Here is a 13469-nt window from a genome sequence, read left to right as displayed (position 1 = left end):
CCTTATGCGTTCTTTTCCATAATACGGTCATAAAATTGATCGATGGCTTGCATGTAGTCATCAAACATTTCCAGTTTATCATTCGGGACATCATACTTGATCGCTATGACACGCTCAAAGATGTCTTCCTCTTTCAATACCGAGATTGGCATTCCCATCGTGATCAATGCCTTTGATTTATCATATAAGTGAAGGATGACCTCCATCATTTTAAACTGTTTCTCCAGAGAGACACATGTATCATCTGCATGAAATGCATTCTGCTGTAAAAATCCAAGACGAATCACTTTTGCAATCTCCAGTACCAGCTTCTGATCATCTGGAAGCACATCGCTTCCGATCAGTTTTACGATTTCCATCAGACTGCTCTCCTGATTGAGAAGTGCCATCATCTGATTCCGGTAATCAATAAATTTATCTGAGACATGTTTTGCATACCACGGTGCAAGATCCATCAGATACTCACTGTAACTTGTCAGCCAGTGGATCGCCGGGAAATGTCTAGAGTATGCAAGACTCTTATCCAGTCCCCAGAAGCAGCGGACAAATCTCTTTGTATTCTGTGTAACCGGCTCAGAGAAATCTCCACCCTGCGGAGATACCGCACCGATGATCGATACAGAACCATCTGTTCCATTTAAATTGTGCATCATTCCGGCACGCTCGTAGAATGCAGAAAGTCTTGATGCAAGATAAGCCGGGAATCCTTCTTCTGCCGGCATCTCCTCCAGACGTCCAGACAACTCACGGAGCGCCTCCGCCCAACGAGAAGTGGAATCTGCCATGATCGCGACATCATATCCCATATCACGGTAGTACTCTGCAAGTGTCAGACCTGCGTAAAGACTCGCCTCACGGGCAGCCACCGGCATATTGGATGTATTGGCGATCAATGTTGTTCGATCCATCAACGGATTTCCTGATTTCGGATCCACAAGCTGAGTAAACTCTTCCAATACCTGTGTCATCTCGTTTCCACGCTCTCCACATCCAATATAAATGATAATGTCGGCATCCGACCATTTTGCGATCTGATGCTGTGTCATTGTCTTTCCAGTACCAAATCCACCAGGCACACAGGCTGTTCCGCCCTTCGCGATTGGGAACATCGTATCCAGAATACGCTGTCCGGTCACAAGCGGCTTGGATGCCGGAAATCTGTGATGCGTCGGTCTCGGCACACGAATCGGCCATTTCTGTGTCATCGTAAGGTCGATCGTCTTTCCACTCTCCAATTCCACCGTCACAAGTGGCTCATCGATCGTGTATTCTCCATCCGGCACTACCTTTGTGATCATTCCGCTGATATTTGGAGGAACCATACATTTGTGCACGATCGCCGCCGTCTCCGGAACTTCCGCGATAATGTGTCCGCCGTGAACCTCGTCCCCGACAGAAACCGTCATATGTGTGCTCCATTTTTTTGTCTTATCAAGTGAGTCTACACTGACACCCCTGCTGATATATGCACCGGAGTTTTCAGCGATACGCTCCAACGGTCTTTCAATTCCGTCAAAAATGTTGTTCAGGATTCCTGGTGCCAGTGTGACAGAGATCGCATCTCCACTCGCCTCAACCGTTTCACCCGGCCGAAGCCCTGTCGTCTCCTCAAACACCTGGATCGTTGTCCGTTCTTTATCAAGGGCGATCACTTCCCCGACAAGTCTTTCCTTCCCAACATATACCATTTCCGACATCTTAAATCCCGTGTTTCCTTTCAGGTAAACAACCGGACCATTGATCCCGTAAATCTTTCCCGTTCTAAGCATTTTCTTTCCCTCCTAAAAACAAGAATTTCTCGTATTCTTCTGCAAGGGACGCCTTAAAGGAGTGATCGATCAGAATGTTCTTCGCATGGATGACTGCCCGGATCCCTCCGATAAAGTCTTCTCTGCTGACGGTCAAGGAAGCTCCCGTGCGCTCTTCTAATTCTGCTTTTTTATCTTCATCTGTCGGATTAATATAAATCGTCACCTGTTCCCCGCCGGCAAATGCCATTGCTTTGTGGATATAAGAAGACAGAAGTTCTGTGTACGCTTCTGTCTGCATGTATTCATCTACAAGAACATGCACTCTGCGGAACAGTCTGTTCTTTAACTCTGTCTGGCATTTTCCCTGCTCACGCTTCAGATCAATCTGGGATTTTGCCATGGCTTTGTTGACCTCATGCTTTGCATTTGCCGTCTCTGCCTTCAGCTTCAGTTCTGCCTGTCTGAGTGCAGTCTCTGTATGCTCGTTATAAAGTTTTTCCAGCGCTTCTTTGTGATTCTGGATGATTGCATTTCCCTGGGCTCTCGCCTCTTCCATCGAAGCTGCCTGCAAGTTTTCAATTTTTTCTTCTAAAGTCATGTCATCGCCCTCTGTTTCATTATAGTTTCAGCCCGATGGCTTCATTTACATAGGATGTGATAAAGTCCTTCTTACGGCCGGTTCCGTGCCTGTCAGGGATCTCCACGAGCAGAGGCATCTTTCTCTTCAATTTAATATCATCAATGATCTCCGGGAATTCCCGTCCGAATTTTTCGGTCAGAAGGACAATTCCTACTTCCTTATCTTTGATGACATTCTGAAGCGCCTCATAGAGTTCGCCGCGCTCATGCACGACGACTCCGTCTACACCCGCAAGACGCATCCCTGTGTAGGTATCTACATTATCACTGATCAAATACATCTTCATCGGCTTATAATTTACCTAAGATCATGAAGGAGATGATCAGACCATACAGGCAGACACCTTCTGCAAGACCTACGAAGATCAATGATTTACCAAGTACGCTAGAATCTTCACTGATTGCTCCAAGAGCAGCACTAGCAGCACTGGCAACGGCGATACCACCACCGATACATGATAAACCGGTAACAAGAGCGGCAGCGATATATCCAAGACCTGTTGCGATAGAAGCAGAAGTAGCAGCTTCTGCAGCCTGTACATTTCCTCCGAACATCATGATCGATGCCACAAGAAATGCTCCAAAATAGAAGAATGCGTTTGTTCCGATTGCTCTTTTATAACGCTTCTTGTTTTTCTCTCCGATCAGATAATATCCGAATGGAAGAATGATACTTAATACTAAAGTTGCGATCAGAATTAATTTTGTTGCTAATGTCATAATAATAGCCTCCTAATGAAATTTTCCTATTGTTTCTTAATGATTTTGTATGGTTTAAATTCTCGTCCATTTCCTTTGTAGAAACGACTGAACATCTCATAATACTCAAGACGGAGTACCTGGATCCCTACGATCAGCCCTTCCATACCGCATACGAACAGGTTACCGAGTACAACGATCAGCCAGTTCGGTGTCCCCGCCTCAGCGCCTGCAAGCATCAGGACCACTTCCATCATCGCCGCATGGCTGACAGCAAATGCCCCGATACGGACAAACGATAATGTGTTTGAGAAATAACTCAGTAATGTTTCAAATAATTCGAAAAATCCTTGCACAAAGAACATCACTTTTCCTTCTGTCATCTTCTCAGTGCTCTTTTCAATTTTCTTTGCCAGAGGCTCTTTCAATACCATCAGAATCAAAGGCACTCCAAACATCACTGCCATCACGATTCCTGCCGGTGTCTTATGCCCTGTCATAAACAACACAAGAACCGCTGTCACAGAACCGTAAAATACAAGTCCGGCAAGTCCGTTCGCATCAAACCATGCGTTTTCCGCATCGTGTGCCCTGAGAGCATTGATAATGTGGAACACCATCGATAACAGGATAATTCCCATACCAAATGCAACTGCGACAATAAATACTGTATTCAGCTTTCCAATAAATGGAAGATTCGTCATATGGGAGATTGGTCTTAACCATTTTGCCTCGATAATATCTTCAAATCCGAAAATACTTCCGAACATCCAGCCAAAAAATGTAGAGAACAGTCCAGCGACAGATACAATTCCCGCAAGGTTCAGTTTCTTCCACTTATAAAGGATTGCTCCTCCAAGGAACAGACAGAGACCCTGTCCTACATCTCCAAACATCGCACCGAAGATAAATGTATAAGTCAGTGCCACGAAGATTGTCGGATCCATCTCATTGTGTGCCGGCAGTCCATACATCTTGATAAACATCTCAAACGGCTTAAACAACTTTGGATTCTCAAGCTTAGTTGGAGGCGCTCCGAAGTATCCGGAATTATCCTCCTCTACAAAAATAAAAATATTCGGATCATTTTTCACTTCTTTCAGAAGAGATTCCACATCTTTTTCCGCCATCCAACCACACAAAATATAAAAGTCCTCATGCTGATCTTCTACACAAGCCGCAACCTTTCGGACATCGAAGTTCTCACAGAGCATCTCAAGCCGGTTTCTCGCCTCCAAAAGACGTCCGGCCTTCTTTGCCAGCGTCAGCTTGATCTCGTCATCAATCCCATTAATCTTTGCTGTGATCTCCTCAATCTCTCGCTCCAGCTTCTGATAGGCTTCCTCTGTATTTCCCTGATATTCATCCGGCAGATAAATCCGTTCAAAATGCAGCGACTGGAAGATCGAATCGGTCTTATCGGCTGCCTTATTCGCTACAAAATACACTCCGTACACATAGCTGTCATCTTTCCCGCCTTCAATGAACAATGCATCCATGTCACTGTACACATATTTTTCAAGGCGATGGTAATAATCCACCGGAACCCTTCCGAACCGAAACTTAATATAGCGGAACTGAAGAACATTGTGCAGGTTAAAATTCAACGGACGGAACGGTGCAAGTGCAAGCAGACGTTCTCTTAACATCTCCCGCTCTACCTTCCAGTCATTTTCCTTTGCACGCAGTTCCATGTAATCATGATTCGCATCGCGCACTGTGTGGAATATCTCCTCAATGGAAAGTTCCGGTGTATCTTCCGGCTTCTGATCCTTGACATACAAGGCGAGCTGTTTCGCCTTTTCCAATGCTTCCCGGTATGGATTGATCTCCACAAACGGCTGAAGATTCTCTGTAGTTTTCAACTCAGAAAGCGCATTTTCCAGTTGAATCTCATATTTGGAAAGATACTGGTCAGTTACACGGTCGATGTCATTTTTCGGTCCTGTAATACTTATGAACTTCATCTTTACTATCATTTCTGTATAACACCCCCTGTATAATCTAATGTTTCTTTCGGCGTCAATCCATAACGGATACATTCTAATGTACTGGTCAATCGCTTAATCTCCTCTTCTTTTAAGAAAAGGTATGTGTTAATTGAAGCAATGGAATATGGATTCCGTCTTTCATCCACCGTATATAACCGTTGGATACATTCAAAATAGACTCTTTCTATCGTATGATGATCATCGAAATCATATCTTTTTACATAATATGTGCTGGCAACATGCGCGATGAACTCCTCCACTGAAGCAGTCTCCACCAGCTCTTTCACCGTATCCCGATGAATCTTGAAATGAATCGGGATGATCATCGAATAAATATCTGCCGGCTGCATCTTAAAATATTTCTTTGCGCGGTAGATCCACTGAAGATTCAGAAGGTCGATCTTAGAACCAATATCTCTTGTAAAGATCTCTAATTCTCTTTTCTTTAAGACCTTTTTCTTCTCCTTCCACAGCGTTGTGTAGTAATACAGATCCAGTGCCAGATCATAATCAAACAGTGTTGATGCATTGGAATCCCTGAGCTTTCTGAGCGGTTCATAATACTCAGTTCCCTGCAAGTTGTCCACGAACTCCTCAATCGTTCTGGAAGTAATCAGTTTTTCAATAGAAATCTGTGAATATCTGTCAAAAAAAGTTCGCTTATAATTCAAATCAAACGGCTGTTCATAATGGTTAAAAATAATCCGCAGACAATAATTGATCAGATCGACCTCATATCTCTTCAGATATAGTTTCATAAACTTCCGTACTTCTATTCCCGAAAAACGGTACAGTCTTGAATAATCATCATAGAGTGACTGAACTAATATTTTCTCTACGTCTCCGCGGTGAAGTTTGTTCTCATCAATCTGGGCAAAATCATCTGCATATGCCGAGTGTTTCTTCAAATAAGCGACTACTTCTGGTACATTGTGGAGCGCTGATATTTCCTCAAAATCTTTCTCAGACAAGAGTCTCGATCTCATAGCACGTATCTTTGTAGTGATCCCACTATATACAAGCAAATTTCCCATGTCTTATACCTCAGTTATACGTTTTATAATCTCCTGCGCATACCGCTCATGCTCCAACTCATATTCTCTCTTGTATGCATTGATCGTTTTTGCACTTTCTTCTCTGAGCCGTTCCAGCTCGAAGTCCATACTGCCCTGCATACCGGCACGTATTTCACTTAGTTTCTTTTCTGTATCCGCAGCGAGTTCCCGGTCAAACTTGTCCGTTTTTTCCTTCATCTGCTCATCAAGTATATGCTTCTGTTCCTCTGCATGCTGCACGATCAACTCTGCTGCAGATTCTACTTCTGACAGTTTACTAATAATCGAATCCATACTCTGCCTCCCTTTCCTTATTTTATCTATTGTATTATCATACTCTCATTTTCGAAAATATCCATCGGGAAATTTAACAAATTTATTTTTGACATAAAATTTCTTTTGTATAATTTCACACTTCCACTGATGCGATTTTCTTTGCTTTTTCACACAAAAATGGTATAATAAAATCCGATTTGAAACAGAAGGAGAAACGATATCTATGAGACTTAGAAATATACCGCATGCAGATGACGTGATTTTAGCACATGCTGCTGCGATCAAAAATGAGACAGAACAGAAGGGAAACTGGCATACACTTTTCGGAAACAACCACCCGATCCACATCGAGATCGGTATGGGAAAAGGACAGTTCCTGCTTACCCTCGCAAAGAAATATCCAACGATCAACTACATCGGGATTGAGCGCTACTCCAGTGTTCTTCTGCGCGCTCTTGAAAAGCTCGACTCCGAGGAGTACGAAGGACTGACGAACATCCGCTTTATCTGCATGGATGCTGCAGATATCTCTGAGGTATTTGAAAAAGGAGAAGTGGAAAAGATCTATCTGAATTTCTCAGATCCATGGCCGAAAGCACGCCATGCAAGAAGAAGACTGACTTCCAAAGAATTTTTTGCCCGCTACGATCGTGTGCTGGCAGCCGACGGCACAGTAGAATTTAAGACAGACAACCGTCCGCTCTTTGACTTCTCTTTGGAACAAGTGACCGAAGCAGGATGGACATTGAATGCTCACACTTTCGACCTTCACCATGATCCTGTCATGAATGAAGGAAATGTAATGACGGAATATGAACAGAAATTCTCATCCATGGGCAACCCGATCCACAAACTGATCGCATCACGCAGTTCTTTCCAATGCATATAGTAAGAAGAAAAGGAATCTTTTTATGAAATGCTGTAACCGTATGAAATGTAAGATGAACTGTTATCTGTATGACAAGCCATTTCTAAAGAAAAAGCTCTGCGCGATCCGCAGATCCTGGGTGGAAGTATATCACATTTTAAATGCAAAATGCAGATGTCCCGGAGGTGATCCACATGGCTGCTGCTCTGGAAAATGATTTTTTCCATTCCTATATTTTCAAAGAAAAACAGCCTGTACTTGTCGTCTTTTTTGCGACATGGTGCCCCAAATGCAATATGATGCTTCCTCTTGTCGATGAGATTGAGAACGACTTTGCCAAAGACCTGAAAGTAATCCGGATTGATACAGAAAAATATGAAAAACTGACAAAGGAATGCGGGATCGAAATCGTACCCACATTCCTTCTTTTTTCCCACGGAGAAGCGCTCGGTATGATGAGCGGGATTCTTTCCAGACAAGTCTTAAAAAAACGTATTCTGGAGATGCTCTCCTATACCCGTTCTTAACCTATTAAAATTCAAATACTGCCACACCATATGGTGGAAGATCGTAGCCGATGGAATACGGTCTTCCATCGCATTCCTGTTTCTTCGGTTTATAGATCACCGGACGTTCTGCACCGGTTCCCCCATACTGCTTCTCATCACTGTTTAACACTAATCTCAGCTGTTTTCTTCTTGATACTCCCACGCGGTAATCTGGTCTTGCCACCGGTGTGAAATTACATACAAACAGCAAATTCTTTTTATCGTCTTTCGAATGTCTGATAAAGCTGAAAATACTTCGCTCCCTGTCATCTGCATTGATCCACTCAAACCCTTCCGGCATAACATCACATTCATACAATGCTTTGTTCTTCTTATAGAGATGGAGCAAATCTCTTGTAAATGCCTGCATCTGCCTGTGCTCTTCCTCCGCAAGCAGGTACCAGTCCAGCTCTCTCTCTTCACTCCACTCCCGCAGCTGTGCAAAGTCTTGTCCCATAAACAATAGCTTCTTGCCGGAATGTCCCATCATAAATGCATATCCCGCTTTCAAGTTTGCAAACTTGTCAAAGCCAAGTCCCGGCATTTTATTGATCATGGAACATTTCAAATGAACAACTTCATCATGAGAAAGGACAAGTACATATTTCTCACTGTAAGCATAGCTCATCGCAAACGTCATCTGGTTGTGGCACCCTTTTCTAAAGTACGGATCCAACTTCATATATTCTGTAAAATCATGCATCCAACCCATATTCCACTTCAAGCTGAATCCAAGACCATCATACTCGGGCTCTGCAGTCACTTTCGGCCATGCTGTCGACTCTTCTGCAATCATCATCGTCCCTTGATTCCTTCCAAGCACAACGGAATTTAAGTGCTTGAAAAATTCTATCGCCTCCAGGTTCTGATTTCCACCATATTTATTGGCAATCCACTGTCCATCTTCCTTTCCATAGTCCAGGTAAAGCATCGAGGCAACCGCATCCACTCTAAGCCCATCCACATGGAACTTTTCCACCCAGAACAGTGCATTGGCAATCAGAAAGTTCTTTACCTCCGCCTTGCCATAATCAAAAATCTTCGTACCCCAGTCCGGATGTTCTCCCTGCTTGGGATCTGCATATTCAAACAATGGTGCCCCATCAAAATTTGCGAGGCCATGTGCATCTTTCGGAAAATGTGCCGGAACCCAGTCGAGGATTACCCCAATCTTATTCCTGTGGAAATAATTGATCATATACGCAAAATCTTCCGGTGTTCCATAGCGGGAAGTCGGTGCGTAATACCCGGTCACCTGATATCCCCAGGATCCATCATATGGATACTCTGCAATCCCCATCAGTTCAATATGTGTATATCCCATCTCTTTTATGTAGGCGGCAGCCTCGTGGGCAAATTCCCGGTAAGTATAAAATCCATCTTCCTCTTCCCTCGGATGACGCTTCCAGGAACCGATATGTGCCTCATAAATCGACACCGGCTCATGATTGTGATCCCAGGTTTCTCTGTCCTTCATCCACTTACTGTCTGTCCACTTCAAATCTTCGATATCCACAATTCTGGAAGCGGTACCTGGTCTTACTTCCGCATAATTTGCAAATGGATCTGCCTTGTATAAATACTCTCCTTCTTGTGTCCGAATGCAGAACTTATACAGCATCCCTTCTTTTGCTTCCGGCACAAAACAGTCATAAATTCCAAGAGGTTCGTGTCGCTTCATCGGACTGGCTGTTCGATCCCACTGATTAAACTCACCAATGACAGATATCTCCTGTGCATGAGGTGCCCATACTGCAAAATAGATTCCTTCTTTCTTTCCCTTCTTTGCTTTGTGCGCACCTAGCTTTTTATAAATTTCATAATGTGTACCCTGTCCAAACAGATATTGATCCAGCTCTCCTATTTCATACGACATTTTCGTATTCTTTTTCATTGCTTTTCCCATATCATTCACCTTTCCAGTCCATTTACTGATATTTCTTTCATTATACTTTAGACCCATACAAAAAGAAAGAGTTTTGACAATTTTTCACCTTGTCAAAACTCTTTTTTTGTAATTTTTCTCCAAAAATTTTCTCTTTTTTTCTTGAAAAATTACCTTTTTCTTTTGTATCCAGACTCTTTCCCGTCTTATATATTGAAATCTTTCTCAGACAAGATCACGCGGTCTGCGTCATCTCTTCCTTTTCCTAACACTCTCTTGACGATTTTCTTGACATTTGTCTTCTGCACATGTTCAATCGCCTCGTCCATGATCTCTTTGACTTCCGCTACTGTCACAACATGATCCTCTCTCTGGAGCATATCGATCCGGCTGTACAGTGCGAGAATACCTACTTCATCAATCTTGAATCCATTTTCCTTTGCATATGTCTGACCAAATGTAACAAGCTCATCATTGATAAAGATCGGCACTTCCAGACGAGAGGTGAATTTTCTTCTGAATTCTTTATTAGAAGATAACAGACGATCCAAAGGCTTTCTCTGCTCCTCCAAAACAATCAGAAGCTCTCCGGTATCTCTCTCCATAGCCTTATTCAACCGCTGAACTGTCTTTTCATTCATTCTTCCGGCCTTCTCAATGATCAGAGCGCCTCCATATAACTTCGATACGATCTCTTTGATCTTTTTCTTATTCAGAGAATCTCCGGTAATAATCGCTACTTTTCCCTGCTTTAATTTTCTCTGTTTCTGAATTGCTTTTACCACATCCACAGCCAGAACCGTCTTACCGGAACCTTTTCGCCCAATGATCAGCAAGTTTCCTGTCTTTGACGTTCCCTGTCGATTCGTACACTGCTTGTCCTGCTCTAAAACATCTACCAGCTGTTCGCTCATTCCTCTTACTGGTACAAAATAAGAGAATAATTTCTTCTGCTCTTCGGTCAATCCGGCACGAAGTCCCACTTCACTCTGTGCTTCCAGATCATATTTTGCCTGAACAGTAAATCCGGTTGTTCCCTGTCCAAAAGTTCCCGTAGCTCCCAGTGCATTTGCAATCTCATCTACTGGAATCTTTCCTGTCTTGCCAGTTGCTGCCGCTTTTGCCACTTCAATTCTCGAAAGAGGGATCGTCTCATTCAGAAGGTCAAAATCATCGTCGTCTTCGTCCTCCTCCGATTCCTTTCTCTCTCTTTCAAAAGCTGCTATTTCCTCTTCAAAGTCACGGATATCATATCCATCTTCTACTTCTTCAAAATCATTCGGATCAAAGCTGTCTTCGTCATCGTCTTCCGGATCCATCTCTTCTTGTCCTTCTGACAGATCTCTCGAAATTTCTTCCTCTTCGTACAGTTCTGTCTCCTCATCTACTTCCGATTCTTTCGACAGCACCTGCGCAACATCCTCTTCCGACATCTCTTCAAAAATACTCTCCGGTTCCTCGATCACTTCTTCCTCAGATTCTTCGATCACCTCCACCGGATCTTCTGTCATCGCCTCCATCTCCTGTTCATCCCATTCAGGAATGTCCAGTTCTTCAAACTCTTCGAGTTCCTCATCAATCTCATCATCAAAACATTCTTCAAAATCTTCTTCTGCAAATGTCTGCTCTTCAATTGGTTCCTCGATGACTTCCGGTTCTGCTTCCGCTTCCATAGGCTCTGAAGCAGATGCTTCCTCTAAAGCTTCATCCTCTTTCTTTCCTTCCAGCTCTTCCATCAGTCGGCGGACATCCTCCGGAGTTGCTGCTTCCGGTTCGGACTTCAGTTCCACAATCTCCTTGTCTGCCTCTGCTTCCTGACGTTTCTGCTCGATGACTTCCATGACTTCTTTCTGCTTTTCTTCCCAGCTTGCAAGGATTTCTTCAATCTTCATCTGACCTGTCACTTGCTTTTGAAGCTGTGGTTCCTTTATTGCTTCCTTCACTTCTCCAGTCGGAATCGTTGCAGTAGACGTATCCAACTGGTTCTCTCTTAATTTCTGAACAAACTTCTGGCTCGGCGTCATCGGTCCGTCAGGTTTCTGATCGTATTTCTCCTGCTGTAAAGGTGTCAAAGGCTTATACTTCATCTTCAGTTCCATGGCCTGATACACATATTTTCCTTCACTGAACCAAAGAATCAGATCATCGCACTCTTCCAGACATTCCGTGATCATCCCTGCCTCATCATACAATTTTGCAAGCTCATACGCCCACTTCTCTATATATTCTGCTTTCTTAAATTCTTCCAGTACTTCAATCTGCTGTGTAATTGGAGCATTCTGTGCTTTCAGAATCTTATAACGTAAAATATACTGGTTCGGATCTTTCGGTGCGACTGATACAAATTCCTCATAGCAGTCCATAGCTTCCGATGGTTCTCCCAGCTTGAGAGCTAAAATTCCAAGCCGGTATATAATCTTTCTACTTCCCGGGGTGCGATCATATGCGATGAATAGGACATCGCGGCTTTTTTCATACTTTTCATTCTGCTCGTAAATCTCACTTACAGAACAGAGCATAGACGCATTCTTTACTTTACGCCAATCAATCGTATCTGCAATCTCCATCGCCTTCCCATATGCTTTTTGTTCCATATACTCGAGCATCTGCTCTGTCTTTACGCGATATTCATATTTATCCAATACAATCACCTCATCTATTATAATTTACTTCCCATTCTTATATTTGCTTACTCCAATACTATCATAGTTTATCACACCAACTCCATTCTGTCAAAAAAATAGCCATTATAATTTTCTTTGAAATTATAATGGCTATCTAAATCTTATCCTTATCCATTCTATTTATTCTCAGCGGAGAAGCTAACACCTTCTGTTCCTGCCGGCCTTCATTCTTTTCATAATCAATCTTTAATTGATTTCGATTTTTCTTAAGGTCTCCGATTTCCAAATCTTCGATACCATTTCTCGTTCGTTTTTTATAATCGGATTGCTTTCCTCCTTCAAATCATTTCATATCAATACTCTTTTCGCTACTCATATAAAACTAATTCTCTCTATACCGATTATATATATTGTTTCTGATTTTTTATTAGATGTTTCTTTACACATCCTCTAAACTCTCCGAACTTCTGTGGTCTATTTTCTTTATTCAATATGTTCTGCAATTCTAAATCATATGGTAGCTTTTCTTTCTCCGATTACTTTCTTCATTATTTTTTCATCATCGAACTATCTATGATAAAGGCCGTTCTCGCAGGAACTTTTATTTGCCCGACCACTCACATATTGAATTGTAAACGATGTCATATCCAATGGTAACAGCCTCCTTCCGATCATCCATCCTCTGAAATTTCTTTAAGTCTTCACAAATCAAAACTCTCATTTTTTCTTTTATATTCAAGTATCCGCTTCCGGTTATCTGAAATATTTTCAAAAGTTCCTTTTCCGTCTACTTGTCATATTCAAATTCTTCTAGAATCTTTAGAAAATTTTGTATGAAAATTACTTTTTTAATTTCTTTGGATTTCTTTTGTTGAATTTATAATACATTATATTTTCTGTTTTGTCAACAGTTTTTTATATGTTTTTTTATTTTTCTTTTTATATAATTATATTTTCTGTTTTTATCTTATTTTTAATTTTATTATCAATTAATTTCATTTCTATTCCGTCATAGACTTTTGGACATACACTTCCGGTTTTAATTGTTAACTTTATTTTTAAATATGTTGACATTTAGTTTTCCCCAAATTATAATATGCTTCATATGGGATACACAATATATTTGATCTCCA

The 13469-nt window shown here is 42.1% G+C and carries 13 protein-coding genes; 3 read left to right on the top strand and 10 right to left on the bottom strand.

Annotated elements, in window-relative coordinates; translation table 11 throughout:
• Nucleotides 1-2: 2 nt before the first annotated feature.
• Genes ACESPO_RS04470 through ACESPO_RS04440 form a run of 7 tightly spaced genes read right to left on the bottom strand, consistent with a single transcriptional unit; the run spans nt 3 to nt 6429 of the window.
• On the bottom strand, nt 3-1769 hold the full coding sequence (locus ACESPO_RS04470) for a V-type ATP synthase subunit A (RefSeq protein ID WP_270457995.1): 1767 nt from the start codon (nt 1767-1769) through the stop codon (nt 3-5).
• The gene (locus ACESPO_RS04465) at nt 1762-2349 is read right to left on the bottom strand and encodes a V-type ATP synthase subunit E (RefSeq protein WP_008976941.1); all 588 of its coding nucleotides are present in this window, start codon (nt 2347-2349) and stop codon (nt 1762-1764) included. Before ACESPO_RS04465 ends, ACESPO_RS04470 begins: the two co-directional genes overlap by 8 nt.
• 19 nt (nt 2350-2368) lie before the next feature.
• Nucleotides 2369-2677, bottom strand: a complete 309-nt coding sequence (locus ACESPO_RS04460; RefSeq protein WP_008976942.1) for a V-type ATP synthase subunit F — start codon at nt 2675-2677, stop codon at nt 2369-2371.
• Between the two features lie 4 nt (nt 2678-2681).
• Nucleotides 2682-3110, bottom strand: a complete 429-nt coding sequence (locus ACESPO_RS04455; RefSeq protein ID WP_008976943.1) for an ATP synthase subunit C — start codon at nt 3108-3110, stop codon at nt 2682-2684.
• Between the two features lie 26 nt (nt 3111-3136).
• Nucleotides 3137-5068 (bottom strand): V-type ATP synthase subunit I, encoded by a 1932-nt coding sequence (locus ACESPO_RS04450; RefSeq protein WP_008976944.1) that lies wholly within the window; start codon nt 5066-5068, stop codon nt 3137-3139.
• A complete protein-coding gene (locus ACESPO_RS04445) occupies nt 5065-6114 on the bottom strand; it encodes a V0D/AC39 family V-type ATPase subunit (RefSeq protein WP_016439575.1) in 1050 nt (349 codons plus the stop codon). The genes ACESPO_RS04450 and ACESPO_RS04445 overlap by 4 nt, the downstream gene beginning before the upstream one ends.
• Before the next feature lie 3 nt (nt 6115-6117).
• Nucleotides 6118-6429, bottom strand: coding sequence for a hypothetical protein (locus tag ACESPO_RS04440; RefSeq protein WP_117576926.1), 312 nt, complete (start codon nt 6427-6429; stop codon nt 6118-6120).
• A gap of 205 nt (nt 6430-6634) precedes the next feature.
• Here ACESPO_RS04440 and trmB point away from each other — a divergent pair, with 205 nt between their 5' ends.
• The 3 genes from trmB to ACESPO_RS04425 are packed head-to-tail and all read left to right on the top strand — an operon-like array spanning nt 6635 to nt 7806.
• Nucleotides 6635-7300, top strand: a complete 666-nt coding sequence (trmB, locus tag ACESPO_RS04435) for a tRNA (guanosine(46)-N7)-methyltransferase TrmB (protein ID WP_009263297.1) — start codon at nt 6635-6637, stop codon at nt 7298-7300.
• Between the two features lie 22 nt (nt 7301-7322).
• The gene (locus tag ACESPO_RS04430) at nt 7323-7496 is read left to right on the top strand and encodes a hypothetical protein (RefSeq protein WP_165854660.1); all 174 of its coding nucleotides are present in this window, start codon (nt 7323-7325) and stop codon (nt 7494-7496) included.
• The gene (locus ACESPO_RS04425; protein ID WP_009263299.1) at nt 7474-7806 is read left to right on the top strand and encodes a thioredoxin family protein; all 333 of its coding nucleotides are present in this window, start codon (nt 7474-7476) and stop codon (nt 7804-7806) included. The genes ACESPO_RS04430 and ACESPO_RS04425 overlap by 23 nt, the downstream gene beginning before the upstream one ends.
• A gap of 4 nt (nt 7807-7810) precedes the next feature.
• Here the strand turns inward: ACESPO_RS04425 and glgB are convergent, their stop codons facing one another.
• From glgB to ACESPO_RS04410, 3 genes are all read right to left on the bottom strand, one after another.
• Complete coding sequence (glgB, locus tag ACESPO_RS04420; RefSeq protein ID WP_035103069.1) at nt 7811-9733, bottom strand: 1,4-alpha-glucan branching protein GlgB; 1923 nt, start codon at nt 9731-9733, stop codon at nt 7811-7813.
• A 185-nt stretch (nt 9734-9918) separates the two neighbouring features.
• Complete coding sequence (locus ACESPO_RS04415) at nt 9919-12354, bottom strand: P-loop NTPase family protein (protein ID WP_499788523.1); 2436 nt, start codon at nt 12352-12354, stop codon at nt 9919-9921.
• A gap of 921 nt (nt 12355-13275) precedes the next feature.
• On the bottom strand, nt 13276-13410 hold the full coding sequence (locus ACESPO_RS04410; RefSeq protein WP_270458006.1) for a hypothetical protein: 135 nt from the start codon (nt 13408-13410) through the stop codon (nt 13276-13278).
• Nucleotides 13411-13469: the final 59 nt, after the last annotated feature.

It is taken from the genome of Coprococcus sp. HPP0074 (genome assembly GCF_964238105.1).
Classification (GTDB): Bacteria; Bacillota; Clostridia; order Lachnospirales; family Lachnospiraceae; genus Faecalimonas; species Faecalimonas umbilicata.
Note: the sequence above shows the minus strand (reverse complement) of the source record. Positions and strands in the feature narration are given on the sequence as shown.